This window comes from Fuchsiella alkaliacetigena, from assembly GCF_023227765.1.
Classification (GTDB): domain Bacteria; phylum Bacillota; class Halanaerobiia; order Halobacteroidales; family Acetohalobiaceae; genus Fuchsiella; species Fuchsiella alkaliacetigena.
This window is the reverse complement of the sequence record NZ_JALKBZ010000004.1, coordinates 59,537-85,353: the sequence shown is the minus strand read 5'-3', so window position 1 is coordinate 85,353 and position 25,817 is coordinate 59,537. Positions and strand designations below refer to the sequence as shown.

Genomic DNA, 25,817 nt, shown 5'->3' with positions numbered 1-25,817 from the left:
AAATTAAAGTCTAATTCCTATTAAAATTAAAACTACTCCTAAAGCTATAACTACAAAGTTCATCAAGGATATATCTGCCGAAATTCCAGCTAAGCCTATAGCTGTCACTAATACTAATACCGTAGGGCCTACTAAAGCTAAAGCTGAATTTATCTGTAATGCTTTCTCTATTGAATTAAACTTTAACATTAATAAAGCAGCACTAAGCTCAACTATTCCGGAGATGATTCTCAATAAAGCCATGCTTGAAACTACTTTATCTCTAATAAATATCATTATTCAGCCTCCACAAAGTTAATAAATATCTAGGATATGCTATTATATAGTATACTAAAAAAAAATAAAAAAAAGAACTTCTTAAGTATTTTAAAACCAGAAGTTCTTTTAATATATATTAAATTAGATTGATTTATACTTCAATTCAAAGAGCTGCTTACCTAAATCTATGATATATTCTAAACCCTTCTCCTTATTTTCCATTAGCTCTAGCCATTCTTTAGGAACTGCATTTAAACCTCCGTAAGCTCCAGCTATAGCTCCAGTCATAGCTCCCAAAGTATCGGCATCTCCTCCTAAGCCTATAGCATAAGTAACAGCATCAACAAAGTCTCCTTGATTAAGTAAAAAGGAATAAATAGCTGTAGGTACCGAATTAAATACTCTAATATCATTACCTAACTTAGCAACCACTTCTTCCTTAGCAGGAGGCTCCTCTAAAAATTCCCCTACTAATTTCAACTTTTGCTTAAAAAGCTCTTGTGACTCGGTAAAATCTTTAAGCAAATCTAATAAGGACTTAACCGTCAAATCAGTTTCAGGATCCTGATTGCAAGCATAACCCACAGTCAAAGCCTGTAAAGCAGCGCCAGTTTTTCCTAAAGGATGAGCATGGGTAATATGACTCGACTGTCGGGCCCGCTTCACCAATAATTGATAATCATCGTGATAAAATACTCCAATCGGAGCCACTCTCATAGCCGCTGCATTACCAAAAGAGCCATTTCCATGGATTTTCTTACCGGATTCTTGCCAATTAATACCCGCTTCAATATTATTTAAAGCCTGAGAAGTTCCGGCTCCATAACCCCGATTTAAATTAAAATTATTTAAGAATTTCATCGCCATATCCTGCCCATCAAAACCCTGCGAATCAAGCAAAGATTCAGCAACTCCAATCATCATTTCAGTATCATCGGTATAAGTACCAGCACCAAACCTACTATTTATCATATTTACAATTTTTCCGTACTGCTCCTTAACTTCTTGATAACTTTTACCTTCCATAGACATTCCTAGAGCATCACCAACCATAGTTCCAACTAAAGCACCTAAGAACTTATCTTTTATTAAACCCAGCTTCACCAGTCGACTAACTCCTTTCTGAGTTATTTCCAAAGAAGAAACCCCTAATCAAAGATCAGGGACCAGTAATTAAATAACTATCTTTTCAATTTTAGCTAATTTTTCTTGAGCCTTAACTAAGTTCTCATCGAAGTCTAAAGCTCGCTCATACTCACTTTTAGCCTTTGCTAAGGCATCCCATTCCGTTTTCAAACTACCATTTTGGTATAGTGATTCGTTAAACTCTCCCCGTAAGCAGTGATAAATAGCATTCAAATGACGAACTAAATACTTATTCTCATTCAACTCCTGACATAAATTGTTATTAAATATAATAGCAATCTGCATTAAAGACTTTTGAATTTGAGAAATATCCTCAGCAGTAATTTCAGATAAATTATCAATTTGCTTAGAAATTTCATTTAATCTATCATAGATTTTATTACACACCTGCCAAGAATAGCTAGGATCCAAGTCAAACTTATCTTTAATCTTTAAATAGATTTCTTCCTCACTAGCAAAATAAACAAAACTTAAAAAACCGTCACTATCCTTAATCATTTGCTGAGCTCGTTCAGAGTTTTTATTTGCTAAGATTTCAGTTAATTTTTCAAGTTCATTATAAAGCAGCTTCATTTTTGATTTTATCTCCTGCTCTGCTGGTAACAGATCAATTACTAAGTTCTTAGCAAAGTTTAGCTTGTCTAAATAATTAAATCTCGGCTTTGAGCTACTTAAGTCGATTTCCTTTTCGTAACCCACTATGCTTCCTCCCTTTATAAGTTAGTAATTTCTACATTATCACTTATATTATTCTACATTAAATAAAGAATCCCTGCTTAATTTCAAATTAATAGATTAAATATCGAGAGTAAAAATACCTGATAGGCTTTCAACAAAACGAGGATCAGTAGCCAAAAGTTTGGAAATAGGCGGTAAAGGATCTAGCTCAAGCTTAAACTTTCTTTGTTTAGCTTTAAATAACTTAATTAAAATACGTCTTAATAAACGAGCACTACTCATAATACCTTCTTCTTCCTTGAGAACTTCAAAAGCTAAATCTATTAGTAACTTATTCTGCTCTGTTAAATCTAGTTCTGAAGGCGATATATTAAAATCATCTAAGCTATACTTAAAATTATTAATATCTAAAACCTCGATTATCAATTTAGAGCCCGGCTGAAGCTCAAAATCAGCATGCAGCTTATCAGCCATAATGGTCTGTCTACCTCTACTAGAGCAAAGATAAGTTTTAGCTTTTGTTTCAAACTCAATTTCAGTTACTACCTCTTGAATAGGAAAGTAGAACTGATAATCAGTCTTCACCTCCAAAGTCTGACGTTGACAGTCCTGGTAATCCAGTTCATAAATAAAACTTAAACCATCTATTAACCATTCTGCTAAACCCCAATAACCATCCCCCATTCTAATAAAATCATTTCGAGAATAAATGCAGGACTGAACTGAACTAGGATTTTTAACTTCCTTAACTTGAGATATCTTTGCAAAAATTGATTTATAATGCAAGGGTTCATTAGCTTCCGTCAATATCAAATAAGCCATCTCTGAAATGGTCATGGCCTCTTTTAACTTATCAGTCTCAAGCATATTTTTAATTCCTCCCTAAATCAATAAAAGCTAATTTATATAGATCATAAATCGTACTTAATAACAAAAGTAAATAGGTAGACCCTAGTCTACCTACTTTAAAAAGTAACTATATGCTTTTAAAGAATAGTCAACTCCAGATATTATAGTCAAAGGAATAGCTAAAAATATGAAAAACTGTAGAGCCTCCCACTTTACTATATAAGCAAAAGCAGTTATATAAAGAGCCACTGTGGCAAACTTACCAAACTTACTTGATTTGATAATTTGTACATCATCTTTTCTAAAGTAAACCAAAAGTGCTCCCGCTAAGATAATCACTTCCCGCCCAATTATCACTGCTAAAAACCAAACTGGCAATAAACGATTAATAGCTAAAGCAACAAAAACAGCAATCATTGTTAACTTATCAGCTAAAGGGTCTAATAATCTGCCTAATTCTGAGGTCTGATTAAAGGTTCTAGCTACATAACCATCCAAAAAATCAGTTGCTGCTGAAATAAAGATTAATAAGCCAGCAATTAATCTATGATACGGTAATTCAATCAAAAAAACAACTAAAAATATAGGGATTATTAGAATCCTGCTTAGAGTTAGTTTATTAGCCATATTCATTTGTAATCCCCTCCACCTCTCCCCAACATTATTAAAAAATAATCTCTTTTTATTTAATAGTTAATACTAAATCTAATAAAGTCCCCAGTATGTTCAATCCATTCCCAATTAACATCTTCAATTTCGGCTCTATTAGGACCTGACTCCAAAAGCTCCAATAGTTCTTCTAAAGAATCTTCTGCTCCTTCAGCAATTACTTCTACCTCACTCCCATCAGAATTTCTAATATAGCCTTTAAGACCTAATTTAGTTGCTTTTTGTTGGACAAAAGCTCTATATCCAACCCCTTGAATCCTCCCTGCTACTGACACCTTAATTGCTTTTTTTTCAGACATAATTATACCATCCTTTCAATTATTCAATATTTTATAATTTTACTCCTAACTTGAATAATTAAGAGCCTCTTAATTATTCAAGTATCCATTACAGAAGAACTCTATTAAGTATTATTCCCATAAAGACTATTTTTAACAATTATGTAAATAAGGAAGTAAAATTAAAAGTTACACTCTTTGAACAAATTTCTATAAAATAAATGTTTCTCCTGCTTATTATCCAAAAAATCTAATCTATCTGTGAATAAATAAAAAGATCTACTGTTATAACAGTAGATCTTTTTATTTAGAGCTAAATTTTAAGTAACCTGTTTACTAGTTAAATCCTGATAAAGATTATAGCTAATCCTTCCCAGTTCTTCTCGCTGATAAATAGTGGCTAAACAATAAACTTCTTTCACTTTTTCTTCAATAAATTGCTGAGATTTGCAGTCTTCTATCTGCTGATGCACAGCCTTTAATTCATCTAAAATATTGACTATCTGTGCCAATAACTCTCCTTCTCCCAATTAATATCCCTCCTCTTAAGTTTTAATTTCTTAACTTGTCCTTAGCTGATAATTATATAATAAATTATTAAATATCTTTATAGAAAAAGTCACTTAATTTAATGATAAATAAAAAACCTCTTAACATATTAACATAGCATCTTTTACATTATAGCATATATTATAATATATGTAAATCCATGGTACAAAGGCCATAGGTGCTTAATTTACTTTCTCCAAAAACCAGATAACATAAAAACTAAAACAGTATATATCTCCAATCTGCCTAATAACATACAAAAAGCTAATAATAGCTTTCCTACTACTGGCAAAGAAACATAAGTATTTAAAGGTCCTATTAAACCCAACCCGGGCCCAATATTACCTAAAGTAGCAGCTACAGCAGAAATAGAGCTAACTATATCTATCCCAAAAGAGGTTAAAGTCATAGCTGCGATTACAAAAACTACAATATACAGAAAGAAAAAGCCTAGGATACTAGTGGAGACCTCTTCGGAAACAGCCCGATTACCTATTTTAAGTGAGGTTACGGCCCGGGGATGGATTAACTTATATAATTCCTGAAAGCCCTTCTTCATTAAAGCATAAACCCGAATAATCTTAATCCCGCCGGCTGTAGAACCAGCAGAGCCGCCAATAAACATTAATACTAATAAAATCCCTCGAGCAAAAGGAGGCCAGATATCATAGTCCACAGTAGCAAAACCAGCAGTACTTATAATCGCTAGAGTTTGAAAAGCAGCATAGCGTATTGATTCTATTAATGTCTTGTAAACTTGTAAGCGTAAATTAATAGTAATTAAAGTGATCGCTGTTAATACCAAAAAAACATAAAATCTAAACTCTTTATTATCAATTAAAGCTTTAACATTTCCCCTCAAAACCTGATAATGAAGAGTAAAGTTAGTTCCAGCTAAAAACATAAAGAACACCATAATAGCTTCTATAATTAAGTTATCATAGATCTTAACACTCAAAGTTCGAGAAGAAAAACCTCCCGTAGAAAGAGTACCAAAAGAATGAATCAAGGCATCGAAAAAAGGAACCTCATTAATGCTTAACATTATAATCTGAGCCAGAGTTAATAAAAGATAGATTACCCATAAAGTCTTAGCCGTCTCCTTAATTCGCGGTCTTAATCTATCGTGAACTGGCCCGGGTACTTCAGCCTTAAATAACTGCATAGAGCCTGCTAATTCAGGTAAAATTGCAATGGACATCACAATAATACCCATTCCCCCTAACCAGTGACTCAAACTACGCCAAAAAAGAATACTATTAGGTAGACTTTCTAAGGACATAATCACTGTAGCTCCAGTAGTAGTAAAACCACTGACACTTTCAAAGAAAGCATCAACAAAATTATCAAAAATTCCTGACAACATAAAAGGAATAGCACCAAAAATTGAGATCAAAACCCAGCCTAAAGTCACAATAGCAAAGCCTTCCCGATGTCTAATCTCCTGTTTAGAATAAGAAAACTTCTGCATAACCTGACCTACACTAATAGTTAGACCCAAAGAAACTAAAAAAGAAAGAACATCTACTTCTCTATAAAGCAGAGCTACTAACAAAGGAAAAATTTTGGTTAAACCTACAAATATCAGTAATTTTCCTAGCATATTAAATACTATTTTCACGCGCACACTATCCGCCTCCTATACGTCACCAAAAAGCTCAGCTAGCAGATTATTTTTAGCTGTTAAAGTAAAGACCAATAACTGATCTGCTACTCTAAGTCTTAGTTCTCCATCAGGAATTATCAGTTCTTCATCTCTAATTACCACTCCAATTATCAAATCCGAAGCATGCTTAAGTTGCTTTAACTTTAATTTACGCCGACCTACTCTATCAGGTACTTCTAATTTCAAAAGATGCATCTGCCCATCAAGTATAGTTTCTGTATCTACTTGTCCCTGATGAAGAAAGTCTAATATCTTTTCTAAAACTAAGATTTGGGGACTTAAAATAGTATCTACATCCACAATCTCGCTAAAATAACTATACTCTAAGCTATTAACAATAGTAATTACCTTTTTACAGCCTAAGCTTTTTGCAGCCAAACCCGTTAATAAATTCTCTTCATCATTTGCTCCGGCAGCTACAAAAACATCTGCCTGTTCTATCCCCTCTTCTTTAAGTAAGTCGATATTTATAGCTTTGCCGTTTAAAACTAAAAGGTCTGAAATTTCTTCAGCTAACTCCTCACAACGTTCTTGCTTAGCTTCAATTAAAGTTAAAATACTCTGTTTTCCGGCTAAATTAAGGGCCAAACGATAATTGATCTCACTACCACCAGCTAAAACAACCTTCTGCTTTTTACGCCGATTCTTACTTAATAACTGACCTAACTTAGTTCTAAAGCCTTTTTTACCCAAAATATAAATAGTATCACCAGGATAAAGCTTATGTTCTCCGTAGGGGATAAAGAGCCTATTTCTTCTTAATACGCCGATAATTAATGAATTTCTAGGTAGATTAAGCTGAGAAATCTTATTAAAAGCAAAGGGATTACGATGAGAGATAGTAACTTCTGAAATCTGTACTTTCCCATCAATAAAGCTTTCAATTCCTGACTCCATACTAGGCCGAATTAAGTCTCCAATCTGCTCTACTACTACTTCCTCGGGATTTATTAGTAAATCAATTCCCAGTTCAGTATTGATTAGAAAATCATTATTATTTAGATAATCATCATCACTAACTTGAGCAACTATTCGTTCCACGCCTAATTTATGAGCATAAATTGAAGTTAAAATATTCTTTTCATCGTTCTCAGAAACAGCTAAGATCAGTGCTGTTTTTCCGATTCGGGCCCGCTTTAAAGTCTTTAAGTCAACGCCACTACCAACCAAGGCCATAACATCTAACTCTTCTTGAATTCTTTTTAAACGCTGCTCATCTTCAGCAATGATTACCACATCTCTGCTGAGCTTAGTTAATTGTTGGGCCAACTTAAAACCAATGGTATTAGCGCCATAAATTAAGGCCTGCTGAGTAACTGTAGAAGTCAAGTCTTGTTTAACAGTTTTTAATTTAGAAAGTAAATCAGTCATATTGCACCCACTTTCTCCAAAAGCAATATCATTAAAATTTATGTCTAAGCTCAACAAATAATAACTAAATCCAGAGTAAACTTAACCTTCTTCTCCCTCAACTTCTTCCTTAATTGCCTTCAGCATAGCTTCAGAATTGGAAGCCACCTTCCTCTTAAGAATTGGATTCAAAACTGGGGCCAACATAGGAATTCCAAATTCAAATTCTACGCTTAAGGTTATTTTTGTAGCTTCTTTTTGAGCAGTGATCTTCCACTGTCCTTTAAACTCCTCTAAATCACCTTCAATCTGTTCATAATAAATTTTTTGCTGCTGCTTATCAAAGTAATCTCTCTCTTTCCAGTTGATTTCTCTACCATCAACCTCAGTCTCCCAAGCAGTAACGGTGGTATTTCCTGCTCTTTCTAAAACTTCTACGCTGCGTACATTTTCCATAAACTGAGGATATCTTTCCATATCGCTAGCTAGCTGATATACATCGTCTGCATTACCGTTAACTAAGATAGTGTTCTCTACATAAGGCATGGCTATTCCTCCTGTTTTGTTATTTCAATTAACAATTAACAATGAATAATGAACAGCTAAAAAATAAAAAATATCGGTCTAATGTTGCACTGAGCGTGGGGGCCAAATGGGTGTTTAACGCTAGAAAAGTTTATTTTAGTACTTCTAAGACTCATCTCCACTCAAATAAAAGCAAGCTAATTTTAATTAGAAAAATTAGCTTGCTTTTATTTGAGCTCCGATTCGTCAAGTAGTACTAAAAAATAAACTTTAATATCGCTTATAAACACCCATTTGGTCGTGCTGATAACGAAAACCTACAAGTTGATATGTTTCAAAGAGCGACTCTTAAAATAGCCCGAAGGCACGGACGCCGGGAGGGCTATTTTTGAGAGAGAAGGAGGCAGGAAGCCGACTGAACGGCAAGTGGTTGAAACATATCAACTAGCTCAGGCTTTCGATAATAGCTATATCGCGAATGAAACAATATACCAATATTAATGCAAAAAATCACGATTTCAGCTCTAACACAGCCTCCAATGCAGTTTCCAAAATACCAATAACTCTATCCATCTCCTCTTCACTCATAATCAAAGGGGGTTCAATTCTAATCACTTGCGGTTGATTAAGAGTATAGACTGCTAATAAACCACGATCAATCAGTTCAGAGATTAACATTCCACCTACTCCCTCATCAACTAACTCAATCCCAATCAATAATCCCTTACCTCTAACTTCAGTAATTAAATCAGAATATTTAAGACTCAACTTCTCCAGTTCAGCTAAAAGCTTAGTCCCTATCCTTTTAGCCTGCAAAGCTAAGTTATCTCTCTCTAAAATCTCCAAAGCTTTTTTGCCAGCCACTGCTGCCAAAGGATTGCCGCCAAAAGTAGAAGTATGTAACAGAGGCGATTCAATAAAAGGCTCCCAAACTTCAGGCTTAGCTATCAAAGCTCCTACTGGCATTACTCCCCCACCTAAAGACTTGGCTAAAGTCATTATATCTGGTACTACTCCTGCAGCTTCTACTGCAAAGTTACTACCAACTCTTCCTAAACCTGTTTGAATCTCATCTACAATCATCAACACCCCTTGCTGATTACAAATTCCTCTAACCTCTGCTAAATAATCAGCTGGCGGAATAACTATTCCTCCTTCCCCTTGAATAGGCTCTAAAATTACAGCAGCTGTTTCTTCACTAATAGCTACTGTTAAAGCATCCACATCTCCAAAGGGAATATGTTTAAATCCCGCTACTAGAGGAGCAAAAGGCTTACTATACTGTTCTCTACCGGTAGCACTTAATGCTCCCATACTTTTCCCGTGAAAAGAGTTAATAGTAGAAATAATCTCCTTTTTACCAGTATAAAGGCGAGCTAACTTTAAAGCTCCTTCTACAGCTTCAGTCCCGCTATTACAAATAAAAGAATACTGCAATTCACCTGGAGTAAGCTCTTTTAACTCAGTAGTAAATTCAGCCAAGTGACGATTAAATAGTAGTTTGCTGGCTAAGGGCATTCTTCCTAACTGTTCTTTCACAGCTGCTACTATTTCTGGAGGACGATGACCAAAATTAAGACTACCATACCCTCCGACACAGTCTAAATACTCCCTGCCTTGATTATCTTTAATAATCATTCCTTCTGCTTCTACTTCAACACTATCTAAACCCATAAATTTAAACAGTTTAGCTAAAGCTGGATTTAAACTATCATGATACATTTCAATAGTCTCAGTTGTTAAATCCATCTTTTACCCTCCCCACTTATTAGCATAAAGACTAAACTTATTATCTGAAATGCTCATTAAAAATATACTATGTTACCATTAAAATCTCCAATCTTCAAGCTTTCTCTTATTTTTAATTGTAAAATAAAAAATTTTTTGAAAATTTAGAAGCTCAGGCAGGAGTTTAGGGTAATAACTATGAAATCAGTAAAGTAACAGGGAGAGTTTTTTCAATAAAAATATAAATTAATTTAAAAAGAGGGAGGGAATTATTTTGTCAAAAGAATGTAAAAATATTTTAGACTGCATATTAAATGTAGCTCCTTTATTAAATGATATGACTATGGATGATTTAGCCGTAGCGGTAGCGCATCTTGAGAGCAACGAATGGATAGCCTATCATAAGGGAGAAAATATTGATCTTGAAATTCCAATAGGAAGCGAGGTTCAAAAACATACAATAGCTGGAACAGCAATGCGCGAGGGAAGAAGGGTGGTTAAAAAAATAGATGCTGAAAAAACTAATTTCGGCATCCCCTATGTTGGAATAGGAGTTCCCCTCAAAGATGAAAATGGAGAAGTTTTTGCAGCTATTTCTCTTAACAAAAGTTTAGCAAGACAAGAAGAAATGTATAGAATGTCAGATAATTTATTAAACTCCATGAGAGAAATTGCTGACACTATTGAAACCTTATCAGCAGAATCGGAAGAATTAGCTTCCATCGGAACTAAGTTATCTGAAAATGCAGATCAATTAACTCAAAAGGTAGAAGAAACCGATGAAGTATTAACCGTTGTGCAAGAGGTTACTGATCAAACTAATCTATTGGGATTAAACGCTGCTATTGAAGCTGCTAGGGTTGGAGATGAAGGGAAAGGATTCGGAGTAGTAGCAGAGGAAATTAGACAGTTAGCTAATAATACTGCTTCTTCCTTAGAAAAGATTGAGGAAATACTAAGGACTTTACAGGAAAGCAATGAAGGAATTAATAGTGGAGTAGAAGAAATAGAAAAAATTAGCTTTCAACAAGCTGAAGAAATCCAATCTATTTCAGAAACTATTCAATCCATTAAAGATATGTCTGACAAACTATCCGAATTTGCTAAAAAAATGGTTTGATTAATTGTTATTCTGATCTACTTAACTTAGTAAAAATTCCTATAAAGACAATTCCAGCTGAAATAGCACCTGCAATTAAAAAAGCTTCTATTCCTTTTTCCAAGCCTAAAAGATACTCTCCTTCCACTAAATATAACATAGTAAAATAAGCTTGAGCCCCAGGCACCAAAGGAATAATACCTGCTACTATGAAAAGTGTAGCAGGTTCTTTTAATATTCGCGCACTTATTTCAGCAATGATAGTAAGTACCACTACTCCAAAAAAGCTAGCTGAAATCCGATTACCCACTAAAGTAAAAACTAACTGATAAGTTCCCCAACCTGCAACACCAGCCAAGCCGCTATTAAATAGGGCCCGCTTAGGCAGCTTAAAAATAACTCCAAAGGCTACTGTAGCTAAAAAAACCGTTAAAGTATCAATTAACATCCTTGACCTCCTCAAATTAAACTAAACTTCTAAGTCCTAATACAGCAGCTACTCCTAAAGCAATACCCAAAGCTGTTAAAAGAGCATTAATTCCTCGAATTATTCCTGCTAAAGAATCACCAGCTATCAAATCCCGAGCCGCATTAGTAATTGCCAAACCTGGTACTAAAATAATAACAATTCCCAAAATAATAGCATTCTTATCCAAACTAGGCCATAATAAGCTCAATCCAACTCCAAAAAAAGAAGCTATAAAACCACTGATTATCTGAGAAATAAACTTGTTAATTTTATTATTTTCTAACCACATCTCCAGTAAAAAAGCTCCCCAAAAGACTCCTAATAATTCCCAGCCTGAACCAAAGGTAAAATAAGTAAAGGTCATTCCTCCTATCCCTGCTGCTAAATAGGAAGTTATTTTTGCATAACTATCTTTTCCAGACTTAATATCATTCATTTCCAAAAGAGCTTCTTCTAAAGTAATCTTCTTAGCTACAATTCGCCGTGATAAATCATTAACTAAAGAAACCTTTTTTAAATCGATAAGTTGATGTTTGATTCTTGTTATTTTAGTCAAACTTTCACCACTCTGATCTTCTAAAGAAATAAAAATTCCTGTAGGTAAAGCAAACACTTCTATTTTATTAAAATTATAAGCATTGCCAATTCTAATTATCGTTTCTTCGACTCGATGCGTTTCAGCTCCGCTTTTAAGTAATGTTTCTCCCACTAAAGTAACTAAAAGTAAAACTTGCTGCTGCAAGACAGCTGCCTCCTTTAAAAATTCTATTTAAATAATAACTTTTGGCAAAAAAAAATAATTCCTTTATTATTTGAATTAAAATAGGACATACTATCTTAAAGGAGGCCTAAAATATGGTTGAAAAAATGCCTAATCATGATCCAGAGAGGGAGAAAGGTTCCCCACCTCCTCAAAGTATGCCGGCCTTATTTGGTTGGATAACCTTAGAATATCAAAGACGAATAGCAAAGGAGTTAGTAGAAATGAGCGAAGAGCTGACTCCAATTAAACAGCAAGAAAAAGAGAAGAAAAAAACAAATAATACTAAGGATCATTATTAATGATCCTTAGTATTATCATGCAAAAATAAAAAACTAATTTAAACTACTGTTTCAACCTGCCAATCACGATTAACCCAAAGTCCTATAATTTCAACTCCTAAATTCCAAGAGTTAACTAATTCAATTGAATCCTTAATCTGCTCAATCTGAGTTGTTTTATCAGCTAAATTAGCAGCACAATCATAATGACCTATTACTGCTATTAGCTCTGAATTATGTTTCTTTGTAGAAACCTCTACTCTATTCTTAATAGATTTAATAGTTGCTTTATCTTCTTCATCTGCTAAAATGAGATTGGGCCCTGGTTCAGTAATCATATCTACATAATCAACCCCATACTCCTCGTGTAACCAATTAATAACTGGTAACTGTACCCTACCGTCTATACAGTTAATAGCAGTCACAAAACTTCCCTCTTCCATTAACTCCACCTCCCTTTAAAAATATCAGCCTCGCTTCTTAACGAAATACCTGTTATTAGTTACATATTCTCTTTTTTTATAAAAACTCCTACCTTAATCTCTAATTAATCTCAATAACTTAATTAAGTTGCTCGATTTTAACTCAATAAAGAAATATTTGCGGGGTCAATAACTGCTTTTATTTCAGTATCTAGCTCAAACATTTCATCTGCTAAAGTGACAACTTCTAAGCTAAAGTTATCTTCAATCAATAATGAGTATCGTATTTTTTCACCTAAAAACTTTCTATCTAATATTTTTCCGGCAAGTATCATCTGTTGTTGATCATTATTTAATTTCTCATCCTTATCTTTCAACTTAATAAGTTCTGGTCTAATCAATAGTTCTACTTCATCTTCAAGATTATCTGGATAGCAATTAAGCTTAGTCAATGGTATTTTTATTGCTTTAGCAACTAAAAATCCCTCCTGCAACTGAGCAGATAAGTAGTTTGTTCGCCCAAAAAAATCAGCTACAAATTTATTATTCGGTTTTTTATATAGTTCCTCAGCCTTAGCAACTTGAACTATCCTTCCTTCTTTCATTACCGCAATTCGGTCAGCAATAGCAATCGCCTCTTGGCGGTCATGAGTAACAAAGATAGTAGTCATCTCTTCTTTTTCATGCAGTTGACGAACAAGCCCCTGCATTTCTTTTCTTAAATTAGCATCTAAGTTTGAAAATGGTTCATCTAACAATAACACTTTAGGATTAACTGCTAGGGCCCTAGCCAAAGCTACTCTCTGAGCTTGACCTCCTGAAAGCTGATTAGGCCAAAAATTCTGATAAGCAGAAAGATTCACTAGGTCTAACAGCTCTGTTACTCGCTTTTTTCTAGAATCTTTGGCTACTCCCTTCATCTTCAAGCCAAAAGCAATATTATCAGCTACGTTCAGATGAGGAAATAATAGATAGTCCTGAAAAACTAAGACTACCTCTCGCTTTTCAGTAGGAACATCTATAATTGAGTTTCCCGCTAACAGGATATCTCCTTCATCAACTGCTAATAACCCAGCAATCAGCTTTAAAGTAGTAGTTTTACCACAACCTGAAGGGCCTAGCAAAGCAAGTAATTCACCGGAGTTAATACTCAAATTTATTTCTTTTAATACTGGTTTATCTGCAAAATTTTTGCTTAAGTTTTCAAGAACTAGTTTAGACATTTTGATTGCTCCTTATTAAAGCAATATCGTTCTATTGTTTCAGAGGACAGGTGATAAATGATAGAGGATAAATTAAGGTCAAAAAATAAAGTTCAAAAACAATTAGACGCTGACTAAGTTCTGACAAAATCTGACTAAAACATAAAACCTTAAAACCTGTTGAAACCACTAATGAGCATGCGCCCTGAAGGGATGATAATCCCTGAAGAAGCGACGCGAAGCTAGTACCCTTGCGGTGAAGTCTTGGGCTGAATTAACACTAATAAAACCTTTAAATAATTTTGTTTTTTAATGTTTTGAACTTATTCGTGCTCATTAGTGTTGATTCACCTCAAGGGCACTTCCCAAAGTAATGACTAGCTAAGGGTCAAGCGTCGCCAGAGTAATAACTAGCCAAAATAATGGCGTCGCTTCTGGGCGCGTGTTTCCAAGTTTTCAAACTTAAGGTCTTTTATAACAATATATCTATAAAAGAACAAATCAACTAGAAAAATGTGTATTAAGTTGACGCGTATGTAATTCAAACTTAATTTTAATGTTTCTTTAAGTTTTTGATTTTATGTTTTAAGGTCTAGTCAGAACTTAGTCAGATTTTAGTCTGTGTCCAATAGCTTTTAATATCTTGAACTTATCTATTCTCTGTTTAGTCAACAATATAGAAATCACTTTCACCCTTAACTCTATCTTTTAAAATCAATTCCAAAATAACAGTAAAAATTAAAATAGCCAAAATAAATACCCAGCTATAAACTGCTGCTAAGGTTCTATTTCCCTGCTCTACCAAAGGAAATAAGACCATTGGAAAGGTAATTACCCGTCCTTCTCCCATTAAAAAGGTTAAAAAATACTGGCTAAAAGAGATAATAAAGACCATAATTCCCGCCGCTAAAATTCCCGGTTTAATTAAGGGAAAAGTCACATAAAAAAAACGCTGCCCTAAGTTAGCTCCTAAAACCTGGGCCTGCCTCTCTAATTTCTGGCCATTAACTCTAAAGGTATCGGTTAAAATCTTAATTGAATAAGGGATAGTAGGAATTAAATGAACTAGCATCACTCCCCAAATAGTTCCACTTAATCCATAACGCATAAAATTAATATGGATGCCCATGGTTACTGCCAGAGGAGGTATAATAATCGGAGCTAAAACTAATAACTTTATCAGTTCTTTGCCTGGGAATTGATAAAAAGCTAAAGATCGTCCAGCAGGGATACTGATCATAACTGCCAAAATAGTCACTCCACTGCCAATAATAAAGCTCTCTCGCAAAGCTAACCAAGCTTTATTCCCGCTGCTAAAAAAATCAAGCCAAACTTCTAAAGTTAAAGTCTGAGGAATTAAATAAGGCCAAGGCCAGCTACTGCCAATTGACCAGATACCTAGAAAGACCAAAGGAAATAATAATATAAATAATATTATACTAACTATAATTAATCTGATTAAATGACTCCTCTGCACACCATCAGCTCCTCTAACAAATTACTTTAAAAGCTTCCTTGCTTCCAGCATTCTCTGCAAAGCAGTAAACAAAACAGCCCCAGCATAAAACAAGGTAATTACAAAAATCCCTTCCCAAAATAACAGCATTAAAGTAAAGAGAATAAAGCCTTCGGATCTTTCCATTAAACCAGCTTGATAATAGAAAGATTTAATTCCTTCTTTCTCCGACAGGAGGCCTACAGTTAAAAATACAGTCATAGATAAGATAATACTAGCACACATCAATAATAAACTAAACTGTATTTCAGGAAAACGCAAAGCTAAGCCAATAATAAAGGATAATTCCACTACTCGATCAAAGGTAATATCTATTAAAGTTCCCCAGGAAGTAGGCTCATTAATCTCTCTAGCCATAGAGCCATCTACAGTATCCAAAAAGCCTGATAACCATAATAAGATAATTGCTAAAAGGAAATGATCAAGATAGATAAAGAAACCAGTAGTTAAACCGATTATAAAAGCCAACCAAGTTACCTGATTAGCGGATAAACCAAAATTCAATAAGCTTCTAGCTGACTTATTAATTAAAGGTTCGACTAATTTACGCGCTTTAGTATCAAGCATCTTTTACCTCCCTTACTCTATTTTTTCAATTGATAATAGTCCATTATCTTCTTATATATTAAAATAAGCAGTATACTAATCAAAGAAATCACCACTGTAATTGCCATCGCATAGGGCCGTTGGCTTAAATCAGAGCTAGCATATCTTTGATAGGCCAGTACTGGTAGCGTGCGGGGGTAACTCGGGCCCAAAAGCAAAGGAATCTCAAAAGCTCCAAAGGAAAAAGCAAAAATAATTATAAATGCTGAAGCAATTCCCGGCATAGCTAGCGGTAAATAAATATTCCAGAAAACCTGTATTTTACTAGCACCTAAATTCAAAGCTACCTGCTCCCAACGTTGATTAATATTTTTGAAAATCGTATAAACTATTAAGGTTACAAAGGGAATCTGTTTCCATAAATAAGCAAAGATAATCCCTATTCCTCGCCGATCAAAAATCAAGGCTGGAAACTGAGACATCTCTTCTATCCAGCCTAATCTATAAGCTAAGCGGGCCCAAAAACCGCTCTGAGTAAAAAGTAAGAAAATCAAAAGAGCTACTACAATATGAGGTACAATAATAGGTAGCTTATACAAAATATTAATCACCCGATATCTATCTGCTAACCTCATTAGCTGAAAAGCAAAGAAAACACCTACTATAACTGAAATAACTGCTGAAACAAGCGAGATATAGAGGCTATAACCTAGTGAAGTTAAAAAATGAGGATCAGCAAAAATCTCCCGAAAATAATCAAAGGTAAACTCTTCTAAGCCTAATAAGGGAAAATAACCTAGACTCTGCATTATAGCCAAAGCTACTCCCCCTAAAAATAGACCTACTAAAATAATTAAGGCTGGTAACAATAATAAATATGGTTTCCAAAATGAAGAATTAACTAGCTTCACAGTTACTCCCCCAAAGATTATCGATTAACAACTCGCTCCCATTCTCTTTCAATTACTGGTATAAGTTCTGCTGGCATCTCAGGTAAACGATGTTCATCCAAAACTTCCTGAGATAAAGTAGCTTCTCCTACATCGATACTATCTACTTTTTCCTGTTCTGCAGAGCTTAGTTTATCATAACTAAAAACCAGTAAGTCACCCCAACGCTCAGGATCATATTTAGTTAGCTGAGCTTCAAAACTAGCTAAGAAATTAGCAGTCACCATTGCTCCAGCTTTATTGGGAGCATTAAAGGGGATAGCTACAAAATGAGTATTAGCAATTGTACCGTTTTCCAAAACAAAGGTCCGGGCCGTATCCGGAAAATTCCCAGCCGCAATCTCCCCCGAAGTAAGAATAGAACTATAAGCCATAGTAGCCATCAGTTCCCCATCGGCAAACATGTTATTAAGCTGAGCCACTGTAGCTGGATATGTTTCACCCTCCCGCCACAAATAAGGTTTGAGCTCCTTTAAAAACTCCAAAGCTGGTCTAATCTTTTCTTTTAATTCTTCTTCATCTTCAATTTGCTGATACTGCTCATAACCACCAGTCACTTCATAAATAATATGCCGCACAAAAACGCTACCAACAAAATCCGCACTAGGATCAGGATAGGTAAACTGACCGGGATTTTCTTTAATCCAGTCTACAAACTCTGCAAAGGTATAGGGAGCCTCCTCGCTGCGAGCCTGATCATAAGTAAAAGTAAACTGAGCCTGTCCCCAAGGCGATTCATAACCCTCGGTAGGATAACCAAAATCGGTAGTTATCTCCGGTGACTCAGTATCCATGTACTGCTGATAATTAGGTAGTTTTTCAGCAAAGGGCCCGAATAATAAGTCATTCTCCTGAGCCTCTTTAAAGTTTTCACCGTTAATCCAGACTAAATCAATGCTTCCTTGCTGGCGTCCTACTTCTTTTTCACTTAATAGCTGGCTTAAGTAATCATCCGGGCCCATCGGTACCCGATTCAACTCAATACCATATTCCTCTTCCAAACGAGAAGCAGCATAATCATCAACCCACTGATTGATTCGCTGATCTCCACCCCACATGTAGAAATTAACCTCACTTCCTTGGGCTAGTTCTTCGATCCGGGCCCAATCCTCTTCCAATAACTCCTCAGTAACCTCTTCCTCAGCACTACAAGCAATCAAAGTTAAAAAAGCAAGAAGTACTATTACTAATATTAGTCCTTTTCTTTTCATTTTACTTACCTCCAGTTTATTTTTTATCTCCTATAAAAAAAACTTATTCGAATAATAATCTTAACTAATGGAGTATTTCTATATTAAATAACTTTTCCCTTTATTTTTAGATTACTTTTAGGAATATTGAAATCTAAAAATAGAATAGCGGAAGCTAAAAGTATATTATTTCCTTTTATACTCCGGCTATTTTTTACTCATACTATAGATATGACTATTCGATTTATTATTTACGGACTCTTAGGATGGTGTTTGGAAGTCTTTTGGACCGGCTTAGGCTCCTTAACAGCAGGACAGAGTGACCTGCGAGCTTGGACTTCTCTGTGGATGTTTCCTATCTATGGATTAGCTATTTTTTTAGAACCTATTTATGATAAAATTAAAGATTGGCCTATCATCACTAGAGGAGGGATCTACACTTTACTTATTTTTTCGGTTGAGTACTTAACTGGCTGGTTATTGCTAAATACAGTAGGCGTATTTCCCTGGGACTATAGCCATAGTCCTTTCTCCATCAATGGGATTATTCGTCTAGATTATGCTCCAGCCTGGTTCATAGTAGGCTTATTATTTGAAAGGCTTTATGAGTTACTTAAAGAATTAAATATTGATTATATAGATTAAAAGCTATCTTAATTAAAAAGACCACTAATTAGTGGTCTTTTTAATTTCTTCCCGGCTCAACAAATCTGCTTCAACTACCTCGACAACTTCTTTTATACCCAACTGCTCAAGTATTTTAACTACATTTAAATTATCAAAAGGAGTCATAATTAGCGAATCTTCTCCTAACTGATTAACTGACTTAGTAGCTGCTTCAACCTCCAGATTAGTTCTGGGCCCGCCTACACAACCACCTACACAGCCCATTCCTTCGATAAAGTTAGCCTCAAGATTCTGCTCAGTAACTAAACTCTCTAAAAGCTGCTGACATTCTTTAGTTCCTGCTACTTTTTGAGCTTTAAACTTAATTAATCTTTGGGGAGCAATTCGATTAACTATTGTTTTCACTGCAAAGCTAACCCCTCCACTGCGAGCATAAACGCGCCCGGCAAAAGAAGCTTGATCCTTCTCAGCAGCAGGCAACCGTTCTGGCTTAATCTGTACTGCTGTTAATACCTCTGCTAATTCTCTAAAGGTTAATACAAAATCTATCGCCCCTGCTAAGTCGTCAGCTTTAGCTTCCGCTTTTTTAGCAATACAGGGCCCGATAAAAACCACCTTAGCCTCCGGATATAACTCCTTTAGTACTCTACCCGCAGCAATCATCGGCGAAACCGAAGGAGACATCCGAGCAAAAAGCTTTGGAAACTTACTTTTTACTAACCTAATCCAGACCGGACAGCAGCAACTAGTTAAGAAAAAATCACCTTCCTCGGCAACTAGTTGGTCGAATTCAAAGGCTTCCTTAATAGTTAGCAGATCTGCAAATAAAGCCACTTCAACTAAATCTTCAAAACCCAATAGCTTAAGTGCCGTTCGCAACTGACCTAAAGATACCTCATTCCCAAGCTGACCGGCTATAGAAGGAGCAACCGCAGCATAAACTTCCGTCGAAGACTCCTTTAACAGCTCAACTAAAGGGATAAATTCAATCTTATCTGCTAAAGCACCAAAAGGACAGCTACTAATACATTTACCGCAGTTCAAGCATTTATCATTGACTATCACTGCTCCTTGATTGCGTCGATACTGCAAAGTTTCATATTTGCAGGCTTGATCACATTCTGCTTCGCTCTCCTCAATACAGGGCTGACATACCCCCTCAACCTTATTTATTATCGGCTTCTCAATTCGACTCAACTCCTGTAGTTCAGCTAATTCAGTGCTAAGTTCCCCTTTTTGATTAGGCTCCAAACCCATACTCACCCGCAACTGATCCTTAAGAAAAGACAAATCCTCAGCTTGATAATCATACTCCTCCTGCAACCAAGCTAAGATCTCCCTTAACTCTTCTTGAGTCAACTCTCCAGCCCAAATTTCCTTGACTAGCTTTTTAAATAGCTCCATTCGTTGATTTTGAAAATCACTCAACTCTTTTTTCATAACTATCACCTATCTATTTTTGATTATTTACTCTAAATCATTAAAAACTTCATTCTGCCTCAATTAACATATATTTACTAATATCATTACCAAACTCTTTTTCGATTATACTTTCACTTAAATATAGTTGCAATAGAAACTATTATCCTTTATAATATAGTTGCTGTGGAAACTATATTGGGAGGTGAAAACCTTGCCTGAAAATTATGATTCAATTGGTAAAAGGATTTCAACTTTATACCGTTATACTCAGATTTATTTAAACCAGGAACTACAAAGATTCGATTTAGACCGAAGCCAAACTCCCTTTTTAGCTAATCTGCTTAAAAACGATGGTTTAAAACAAAAGGAGTTAGCTGCTAAGCTTAATGTAAATAAAAGTACAGTTGCCAAAGCAATTAAGGGTTTAGAAGAAAAGGACTATATAGTCAAAAAGCAGTGTGCTGAAGATAAACGCTCGGCAAGGATATATGTAACTGAAAAAGCAGTTACAATCAAAGCAGAGTTCTTTGCAGTTTTAAAGAAGTGGACTGAAGTTTTAACTAATAACTTTAGTAGTGAAGAAGAAGTAGAAATCAGAAGACTATTAGATAAAATGGAAGCTAATATCTGTACTTATATGGAGGAAAAAAATGAAGTCTAAAAAAGCAGTATTAACCGAAGGAAAGATCAGAATAACTTTAATTAAGTTAGCCCTGCCTATGCTAGCAGGGATTCTAGGGATAGTTCTTTTAAACCTAATTGATACTTTTTTCATCGGTCAATTAGGAACTACGCAGTTAGCTGCTATCTCCTATACCTTTCCGGTAATTCTCTTTATCAGTAGTATCTCGCACGGTATAGGAGCCGGAACCTCGGCTATAGTATCCCGGGCCATCGGCAAAAAGAACCATCAACAGGCTAGAAGACTAACTACTGATTCGCTACTCTTAGCCTTGGTATTGGTAATAATATTTGTGGTAATCGGTATTTTAACTATTGAACCTGTCTTTAAGCTATTAGGAGCCGAAACAGAAGTGATGCCCTATATTAAAAGTTATATGGAGATCTGGTATCTAGGAATGTTCTTTGTAATCTTCCCAATCATCGGCAATAATGCTATCCGGGCCCTAGGCGATACCAAAACCCCCGGTTTAATTATGATAATTGCAGCTCTAATCAATCTAGCTCTTGACCCACTATTAATTTTCGGAATTGGCTTTTTTCCAGAGCTAGGTATTGCTGGGGCTGCTATTGCTACTGTGATAGCTAAAATGGCCGTTTTTGTAATTGCTATTTATGTATTAGGAATTAGAGAAAAACTAATTGTGCTACACAAAGTTCCGCTTAGGAAAGTTTTGATTTCTTGGAAAAGTATTCTTTACATTGGAGTTCCTACTGCTGTAACTAGAATGGTAATTCCAGCTGCTACTGGAGTCACTACCGCCTTATTATCCGGTTATGGAACTGCTGCCGTAGCTGGTTACGGAGTCGCTACCCGAATCGAGTTTTTTGCTTTGGTGTTTGTGAATGCTTTAGGCTCGGTAATCGGGCCCTTCGTAGGCCAAAACTTAGGGGCAAAAAAAATTTCCAGAATTAAAGAGGGTTTAAGCTTTAGTGAAAAGTTATCACTTTTCATAGGCGCCCTATCCTTTTTGCTACTGGCCGTCCTAGCTAGACCCATCGGCCGTTTATTCAATGATGACCCGGCAGTAATTAGCAATATTACCTTATACTTAAGAATTGTTCCTTTAGCCTACGGCTTTAAAGGAATTCTGCTGATCACTACTACTATCCTTAATGTTTTAAATAAACCTTTGGTGGCTTCAGGCTTAAATGTTTTGCAGATGTTTGTAATCTATCTTCCTTTAGCCTTTTTGGGTTCATTCTTATTGGGGATTCCGGGTATCTTCGCCGGCTTAACAGTTTCTTATTTTATTAGTGGAATTGTCTCTCATGTTGTTTTAAAAAGCAGCTTAAATGAAAAAGCAATAATAACTGAAAGTATTTTGGAGCATTAATTAAATAAGCAGAGCCTAAGCCCTGCTTTTGTTCACTATATCAACCTTTGTTTTCTCTAAGTAAAGCGACAATATACCACCCAAGAAAGCAATAAAAGCTGCCAAATAAAAAGCACTCCCAAAAGAGCTACTTAACTCTTTAATCTGTCCTGCCACTGCGGGCCCTAAAACAGAGCCAATAGAAAATAAAAAGGTTACTAAGCCTAGGGCCCGGGTGGAGTTCTTAGGGCCCAACAAATCCCCACAATAGGAAGCAATCAAAGCCGGAACACTCCAAGCTGTTAAGCCAAAAATAACTCCCGATAACCACATCAACCTAGTAGCAGTAGTCCCCGCTACTAACAGATAACTCAAAGCTTGTAATAAAAAAACTATCGCCATAGTATGAGGACGACCTAGCCGATCCGATAAAACACCCCAAACTATAGCACTACCTACAGAAAGCAGACCTACTAAGCCCCAAATCTCGCCAGCCACACTAGCAGCTACTCCTTTTTCCGCAATTAAAAAGTTAACAAAAAAGGTTATAAAAATTATATAAGAGAGACCATAGCAGAAAAAAGCAAAGGCTAAAATACGGATCTTTTTTAAGTTGATAATCTCTTTACTGGTATATACTTTGCTAACAGTGTTTCTGTTAACAGAACTACTATTTGCTTCTCCTAAAGGAGACAAGCCTTTTAGCGACGGATAGTTCCTCAGTAGTGCTAAAGAAAGCCCTGCTAAAGCTATAGTCAAGATCCCCAATACTATCCAGTTATAACGCCAGCCCTGTTCAGGATAGGCTTCCAAAATAAAAGGAACTAACCAGCCTGTTAAGAATATTGCTAGCCCCGAACCTCCTACTAAAAAGCCATTAGCCAGACCGCGTCGATTTTCTGCAAACCAGCTAGACGATAAGCCCATCATAGTAATATAGGCTCCGGCTGTACTAATCCCGGTTAAAAAACGAAAAAATAAGACAGTTCTAAATCCCTGAGCTAAACCTACCACAAGCATAGTCAACCCTATTCCTAACAAAGATATAGAAATCACCTTCCGAGAACCAAAACGAAGAACAATCCCCCCGGTGATTAGAGTACCTATTGTATAGCCGATCATATTAGCCGAAGCTAAAAAACCAGTTTGATTATGGGTCAGTTTAAGTCCTTCTTGCAGAGAAGGAAGAAGGATACCGTAAATAAATCTACCAATACCAAGAGAACCGGCGACTACTAAGCAGCCTACTACTAGTATTACCCAACCGTAGTGTATTTTAGATTCTTGCAAAGTTTCAACCTCCAATTTTTTAAAACTTCTTAAATATATATTTGAGTGTTCTTTTTCGATTTCCCTGCTTGTTTACTGTATTTAGACTATTAATTAGTAAAAACCAGGGATAGGGCCCTGGTTTAACTAGCTTCTTCAAGCATTATTTTAAAGCTTTAACTAACATTTTCTTGAAGCTCTAAAAGATTATTTTCAATTGTTTTAGAAAAGGCAATTGCCTTCTCTGCATCTTCTTTAAGATCATATTCTCCAGGATAAATTGTATCATAATCTGCTCTATTACGTGCAAAACGTAATTTTTTTAAATAGATACCGATGAGTTTTTGTTTCTTATTTAAACTTTCTTCTTGATATCTTCTATTTTCTACCTCTTTATACAGAGCCATTAACTTACGATGCATATCTCCTCGATTAGTATTTTTTATCCAATCATTTTTAATAGCAAAATCTCTAGCAAGGCAGAAACAACCATAATATGCTCTACTAATAGCTATACGCCGTGCACATTCTTTCATTTCATGTACTGCATTTCCCGTCAATACTTCAGCAACTTTAATATATTCCTTCCAATCAAATTCTTTATTATCGGCAGGTGACATCAATAAAGAACCTCCCATTAATTCTATCCATATTTTCAATATACCACTCATATTCAATTTGCTTAACTTTTTCTAATGCTTCATCAAATGGTATTGAAGCATGTATATAAGCATATAAACAAGTTAAATCAGAAATCTCTGGATCAACTTCTTTAGTAAGTACAATTTTTGTATCACCAAAGTATTCTTGAATTTTGTCCTTAGCTTCAAATAATACATCCTGAAGATAAGGATGTTCTACTAAAAATTCTCCAACTTCTTGCCAATTTCTAATATCGTAATAATCTCCTAATGAACTCAATAGGATTGCCTCCCCACTAGAAGTTCTAAACCTGCCTTCTAGTGTAGTATATGTATATTTATGGAAACTATTACGATATTTATTAATTATTTGCTCATATAATGTATAATAATCTTCACTTGTGCTAAAAATTTCATCATCCGAAATAAAATCTATTTTAGAATCACTCATTCTTTCTAAATCAGACATTCTAAATTCACTGTTAACTAAAATTTCATCTAATAAATTTGCCAAATAACTTAACAAGTTATTTGACTCCAATAAATCATCAAACCTTTTAGTATAAATTAATATATCTTCGGGGGTTTTTTCAATATTAAAACTATCATCTGACATTGTCAAATAAATTTCTCCTCCGCAACTTTGCCCTGAATATTGTTCTGCAGTTGTAAGCATAATTCATCCCCCCTTTCTAATTAATAGGTTATTATCATCTAACTAAAATCTCACCAAGATTATTAATAGCTTTATTATAATAACCTTTTAAGTCTTCTTTTAACTCATTGGTATTCGGAAATAATGTTCTTTGAAAATGCGTATTTAAATGTAATTTAAAAAAATTTGCTGGTTCATCAATAGGATTAAGAGAAACATTTAATGCAAAATCATCATATTCAACCATAAATTTTGGAGCAAATTTTGATATATTACCTCCGAGCTTACTTTCTAAATCATTAGATTCTTTAATAAAAATATTTTTAAATACTTCATCTGCTCTTTCCCCATCAAATTCTCCTTTACCATCAAAATTGAAACCATATCCTATTATATTTTTAGAATCTTCTACAGCTTCTTCTAGCTTATTAGCTACTTTTACAAAATGATCTAAAGGATAATCATTAATTTCTTTTAAATCTTCTGTTAAAGATACCATATTAATATGAAGACGATTCTCATTATAATTAGCCTGTATTCTGCATTTTTGAACTTCTTTTACAAAATCAACAATTTTTAAATATTCTGGTCCATCAATAATCTTGGCATCATCATAAGCCCTCTTAATTTTATCTATTGATATAAAAACATCCCTTAAAGTCTCATAAACTACAGTAATATTAATTCTTTTTAAATCAATTTCTGGCATAACTTCACCCCTTTCAAGATTATTTAATACTAACTATTAACAAGTAATCCTATTAAATTATATTAGAAATACTAAATTAGAAATATTTACTTAGTATACTAGTACTAATTATTTTTCTATAAACTTGTATTAATTTCCTTCATTTATTTAAATAATTTGCTAAAAACTAATTATAACATCTCAACCCCATTACTACACATCAGTTCAGCCTGCTCCTGAGCCCTATTCATTTATTTAGCTAGCTTGATTAACTCTTCAATTACTTCTCTAGTTTCAACAGCCCGGCTTCAATACTTATTAATAGTTTCCCTTTCACTACTTAGTTATCTAAGCATTATAAACTTATGTACAGATTTAGCCAAAGAC

At 34.8% G+C, this 25,817-nt stretch carries 29 protein-coding genes; 5 read left to right on the top strand and 24 right to left on the bottom strand.

Going from position 1 to position 25,817, the window contains the following annotated elements; all coding sequences use genetic code 11:
- Positions 1-3: 3 nt before the first annotated feature.
- The 11 genes from MWH30_RS02185 to MWH30_RS02135 all read right to left on the bottom strand — a co-directional run bounded on the left by MWH30_RS02185 (position 4) and on the right by MWH30_RS02135 (position 9,717).
- The gene (locus MWH30_RS02185; RefSeq protein ID WP_248662408.1) at positions 4-276 is read right to left on the bottom strand and encodes a YqhV family protein; all 273 of its coding nucleotides are present in this window, start codon (positions 274-276) and stop codon (positions 4-6) included.
- Positions 277-399: 123 nt separating this feature from the next.
- Positions 400-1,395 (bottom strand): ADP-ribosylglycohydrolase family protein, encoded by a 996-nt coding sequence (locus tag MWH30_RS02180; protein WP_248662407.1) that lies wholly within the window; start codon positions 1,393-1,395, stop codon positions 400-402.
- A gap of 36 nt (positions 1,396-1,431) precedes the next feature.
- Complete coding sequence (locus tag MWH30_RS02175; RefSeq protein WP_248662406.1) at positions 1,432-2,103, bottom strand: hypothetical protein; 672 nt, start codon at positions 2,101-2,103, stop codon at positions 1,432-1,434.
- A 96-nt stretch (positions 2,104-2,199) separates the two neighbouring features.
- Positions 2,200-2,949, bottom strand: a complete 750-nt coding sequence (locus tag MWH30_RS02170; RefSeq protein ID WP_248662405.1) for an HTH domain-containing protein — start codon at positions 2,947-2,949, stop codon at positions 2,200-2,202.
- Positions 2,950-3,042: 93 nt separating this feature from the next.
- Positions 3,043-3,564, bottom strand: coding sequence for a CDP-diacylglycerol--glycerol-3-phosphate 3-phosphatidyltransferase (gene pgsA / locus MWH30_RS02165; RefSeq protein WP_248662404.1), 522 nt, complete (start codon positions 3,562-3,564; stop codon positions 3,043-3,045).
- A 53-nt stretch (positions 3,565-3,617) separates the two neighbouring features.
- Positions 3,618-3,899 carry an acylphosphatase gene (locus MWH30_RS02160; RefSeq protein WP_248662403.1) on the bottom strand — a complete coding sequence of 94 codons (282 nt, stop codon included), beginning with the start codon at positions 3,897-3,899 and terminating at the stop codon, positions 3,618-3,620.
- Positions 3,900-4,198: 299 nt separating this feature from the next.
- Complete coding sequence (locus MWH30_RS02155) at positions 4,199-4,408, bottom strand: hypothetical protein (RefSeq protein WP_248662402.1); 210 nt, start codon at positions 4,406-4,408, stop codon at positions 4,199-4,201.
- A gap of 206 nt (positions 4,409-4,614) precedes the next feature.
- Positions 4,615-6,054 carry a TrkH family potassium uptake protein gene (locus MWH30_RS02150; protein ID WP_248662401.1) on the bottom strand — a complete coding sequence of 480 codons (1,440 nt, stop codon included), beginning with the start codon at positions 6,052-6,054 and terminating at the stop codon, positions 4,615-4,617.
- A gap of 12 nt (positions 6,055-6,066) precedes the next feature.
- Positions 6,067-7,464 (bottom strand): Trk system potassium transporter TrkA, encoded by a 1,398-nt coding sequence (gene trkA / locus MWH30_RS02145; protein ID WP_248662400.1) that lies wholly within the window; start codon positions 7,462-7,464, stop codon positions 6,067-6,069.
- Between the two features lie 81 nt (positions 7,465-7,545).
- Positions 7,546-7,989, bottom strand: a complete 444-nt coding sequence (locus tag MWH30_RS02140; protein ID WP_248662399.1) for a type II toxin-antitoxin system RatA family toxin — start codon at positions 7,987-7,989, stop codon at positions 7,546-7,548.
- Positions 7,990-8,478: 489 nt separating this feature from the next.
- Positions 8,479-9,717: an aspartate aminotransferase family protein gene (locus MWH30_RS02135; RefSeq protein ID WP_248662398.1), complete on the bottom strand. Its 1,239-nt coding sequence runs from the start codon at positions 9,715-9,717 to the stop codon at positions 8,479-8,481.
- Between the two features lie 253 nt (positions 9,718-9,970).
- On the opposite strand from MWH30_RS02135, the gene MWH30_RS02130 reads away from it, so the two are divergent.
- Positions 9,971-10,816: a methyl-accepting chemotaxis protein gene (locus MWH30_RS02130; protein WP_248662397.1), complete on the top strand. Its 846-nt coding sequence runs from the start codon at positions 9,971-9,973 to the stop codon at positions 10,814-10,816.
- Positions 10,817-10,823: 7 nt separating this feature from the next.
- Here MWH30_RS02130 and MWH30_RS02125 read toward each other — a convergent pair whose 3' ends face one another.
- Positions 10,824-11,243 carry a threonine/serine exporter family protein gene (locus MWH30_RS02125; RefSeq protein ID WP_248662396.1) on the bottom strand — a complete coding sequence of 140 codons (420 nt, stop codon included), beginning with the start codon at positions 11,241-11,243 and terminating at the stop codon, positions 10,824-10,826.
- Between the two features lie 16 nt (positions 11,244-11,259).
- Complete coding sequence (locus MWH30_RS02120; protein ID WP_248662395.1) at positions 11,260-12,006, bottom strand: threonine/serine exporter family protein; 747 nt, start codon at positions 12,004-12,006, stop codon at positions 11,260-11,262.
- A 113-nt stretch (positions 12,007-12,119) separates the two neighbouring features.
- On the opposite strand from MWH30_RS02120, the gene MWH30_RS02115 reads away from it, so the two are divergent.
- Positions 12,120-12,326, top strand: a complete 207-nt coding sequence (locus MWH30_RS02115; protein ID WP_248662394.1) for a hypothetical protein — start codon at positions 12,120-12,122, stop codon at positions 12,324-12,326.
- A gap of 38 nt (positions 12,327-12,364) precedes the next feature.
- Here the strand turns inward: MWH30_RS02115 and MWH30_RS02110 are convergent, their stop codons facing one another.
- From MWH30_RS02110 to MWH30_RS02085, 6 genes are all read right to left on the bottom strand, one after another.
- A complete protein-coding gene (locus MWH30_RS02110; RefSeq protein ID WP_248662393.1) occupies positions 12,365-12,748 on the bottom strand; it encodes a carbonic anhydrase in 384 nt (127 codons plus the stop codon).
- 137 nt (positions 12,749-12,885) lie between these two features.
- Positions 12,886-13,950: an ABC transporter ATP-binding protein gene (locus MWH30_RS02105; RefSeq protein WP_248662392.1), complete on the bottom strand. Its 1,065-nt coding sequence runs from the start codon at positions 13,948-13,950 to the stop codon at positions 12,886-12,888.
- Positions 13,951-14,593: 643 nt separating this feature from the next.
- Positions 14,594-15,406 carry an ABC transporter permease gene (locus tag MWH30_RS02100; protein ID WP_248662391.1) on the bottom strand — a complete coding sequence of 271 codons (813 nt, stop codon included), beginning with the start codon at positions 15,404-15,406 and terminating at the stop codon, positions 14,594-14,596.
- A 21-nt stretch (positions 15,407-15,427) separates the two neighbouring features.
- On the bottom strand, positions 15,428-16,012 hold the full coding sequence (locus MWH30_RS02095; RefSeq protein ID WP_248662390.1) for a CDP-alcohol phosphatidyltransferase family protein: 585 nt from the start codon (positions 16,010-16,012) through the stop codon (positions 15,428-15,430).
- Between the two features lie 17 nt (positions 16,013-16,029).
- On the bottom strand, positions 16,030-16,902 hold the full coding sequence (locus MWH30_RS02090) for an ABC transporter permease (RefSeq protein WP_248662389.1): 873 nt from the start codon (positions 16,900-16,902) through the stop codon (positions 16,030-16,032).
- Positions 16,903-16,919: 17 nt separating this feature from the next.
- Positions 16,920-18,152, bottom strand: a complete 1,233-nt coding sequence (locus tag MWH30_RS02085; protein ID WP_248662388.1) for an ABC transporter substrate-binding protein — start codon at positions 18,150-18,152, stop codon at positions 16,920-16,922.
- 126 nt (positions 18,153-18,278) lie between these two features.
- Here MWH30_RS02085 and MWH30_RS02080 point away from each other — a divergent pair, with 126 nt between their 5' ends.
- The gene (locus MWH30_RS02080) at positions 18,279-18,776 is read left to right on the top strand and encodes a putative ABC transporter permease (protein WP_248662387.1); all 498 of its coding nucleotides are present in this window, start codon (positions 18,279-18,281) and stop codon (positions 18,774-18,776) included.
- 24 nt (positions 18,777-18,800) lie between these two features.
- On the opposite strand, the gene MWH30_RS02075 is transcribed toward MWH30_RS02080, so the two are convergent.
- Positions 18,801-20,198 carry a [Fe-Fe] hydrogenase large subunit C-terminal domain-containing protein gene (locus tag MWH30_RS02075; RefSeq protein ID WP_248662386.1) on the bottom strand — a complete coding sequence of 466 codons (1,398 nt, stop codon included), beginning with the start codon at positions 20,196-20,198 and terminating at the stop codon, positions 18,801-18,803.
- Between the two features lie 193 nt (positions 20,199-20,391).
- Here MWH30_RS02075 and MWH30_RS02070 point away from each other — a divergent pair, with 193 nt between their 5' ends.
- Complete coding sequence (locus MWH30_RS02070) at positions 20,392-20,841, top strand: MarR family winged helix-turn-helix transcriptional regulator (protein WP_248662385.1); 450 nt, start codon at positions 20,392-20,394, stop codon at positions 20,839-20,841.
- Complete coding sequence (locus tag MWH30_RS02065; RefSeq protein ID WP_248662384.1) at positions 20,831-22,198, top strand: MATE family efflux transporter; 1,368 nt, start codon at positions 20,831-20,833, stop codon at positions 22,196-22,198. Before MWH30_RS02070 ends, MWH30_RS02065 begins: the two co-directional genes overlap by 11 nt.
- Positions 22,199-22,213: 15 nt before the next feature.
- Here MWH30_RS02065 and MWH30_RS02060 read toward each other — a convergent pair whose 3' ends face one another.
- The 4 genes from MWH30_RS02060 to MWH30_RS02045 form a co-directional block, all read right to left on the bottom strand.
- Positions 22,214-23,467 (bottom strand): MFS transporter, encoded by a 1,254-nt coding sequence (locus MWH30_RS02060; protein WP_248662383.1) that lies wholly within the window; start codon positions 23,465-23,467, stop codon positions 22,214-22,216.
- Positions 23,468-23,622: 155 nt separating this feature from the next.
- Positions 23,623-24,066: a hypothetical protein gene (locus MWH30_RS02055; protein WP_248662382.1), complete on the bottom strand. Its 444-nt coding sequence runs from the start codon at positions 24,064-24,066 to the stop codon at positions 23,623-23,625.
- Positions 24,050-24,763 carry a hypothetical protein gene (locus tag MWH30_RS02050; RefSeq protein WP_248662381.1) on the bottom strand — a complete coding sequence of 238 codons (714 nt, stop codon included), beginning with the start codon at positions 24,761-24,763 and terminating at the stop codon, positions 24,050-24,052. The genes MWH30_RS02055 and MWH30_RS02050 overlap by 17 nt, the downstream gene beginning before the upstream one ends.
- Before the next feature lie 34 nt (positions 24,764-24,797).
- On the bottom strand, positions 24,798-25,451 hold the full coding sequence (locus MWH30_RS02045; RefSeq protein WP_248662380.1) for a hypothetical protein: 654 nt from the start codon (positions 25,449-25,451) through the stop codon (positions 24,798-24,800).
- Between the last annotated feature and the right edge of the window lie 366 nt (positions 25,452-25,817).

Coding starts and splice junctions, on each gene's coding strand:
- MWH30_RS02085 (WP_248662388.1), bottom strand. CDS start 18,152: ATGAAAAGAAAAGGACTAATATTAGTAATAGTACTTCTTGCTTTTTTA.
- MWH30_RS02105 (WP_248662392.1), bottom strand. CDS start 13,950: ATGTCTAAACTAGTTCTTGAAAACTTAAGCAAAAATTTTGCAGATAAA.
- MWH30_RS02160 (WP_248662403.1), bottom strand. CDS start 3,899: ATGTCTGAAAAAAAAGCAATTAAGGTGTCAGTAGCAGGGAGGATTCAA.
- MWH30_RS02140 (WP_248662399.1), bottom strand. CDS start 7,989: ATGCCTTATGTAGAGAACACTATCTTAGTTAACGGTAATGCAGACGAT.
- MWH30_RS02055 (WP_248662382.1), bottom strand. CDS start 24,066: ATGTCACCTGCCGATAATAAAGAATTTGATTGGAAGGAATATATTAAA.
- MWH30_RS02045 (WP_248662380.1), bottom strand. CDS start 25,451: ATGCCAGAAATTGATTTAAAAAGAATTAATATTACTGTAGTTTATGAG.
- MWH30_RS02110 (WP_248662393.1), bottom strand. CDS start 12,748: ATGGAAGAGGGAAGTTTTGTGACTGCTATTAACTGTATAGACGGTAGG.
- MWH30_RS02185 (WP_248662408.1), bottom strand. CDS start 276: ATGATATTTATTAGAGATAAAGTAGTTTCAAGCATGGCTTTATTGAGA.
- MWH30_RS02065 (WP_248662384.1), top strand. CDS start 20,831: ATGAAGTCTAAAAAAGCAGTATTAACCGAAGGAAAGATCAGAATAACT.
- MWH30_RS02075 (WP_248662386.1), bottom strand. CDS start 20,198: ATGAAAAAAGAGTTGAGTGATTTTCAAAATCAACGAATGGAGCTATTT.
- MWH30_RS02050 (WP_248662381.1), bottom strand. CDS start 24,763: ATGCTTACAACTGCAGAACAATATTCAGGGCAAAGTTGCGGAGGAGAA.
- MWH30_RS02125 (WP_248662396.1), bottom strand. CDS start 11,243: ATGTTAATTGATACTTTAACGGTTTTTTTAGCTACAGTAGCCTTTGGA.
- trkA (WP_248662400.1), bottom strand. CDS start 7,464: ATGACTGATTTACTTTCTAAATTAAAAACTGTTAAACAAGACTTGACT.
- MWH30_RS02095 (WP_248662390.1), bottom strand. CDS start 16,012: ATGCTTGATACTAAAGCGCGTAAATTAGTCGAACCTTTAATTAATAAG.
- MWH30_RS02115 (WP_248662394.1), top strand. CDS start 12,120: ATGGTTGAAAAAATGCCTAATCATGATCCAGAGAGGGAGAAAGGTTCC.
- MWH30_RS02135 (WP_248662398.1), bottom strand. CDS start 9,717: ATGGATTTAACAACTGAGACTATTGAAATGTATCATGATAGTTTAAAT.
- MWH30_RS02170 (WP_248662405.1), bottom strand. CDS start 2,949: ATGCTTGAGACTGATAAGTTAAAAGAGGCCATGACCATTTCAGAGATG.
- pgsA (WP_248662404.1), bottom strand. CDS start 3,564: ATGAATATGGCTAATAAACTAACTCTAAGCAGGATTCTAATAATCCCT.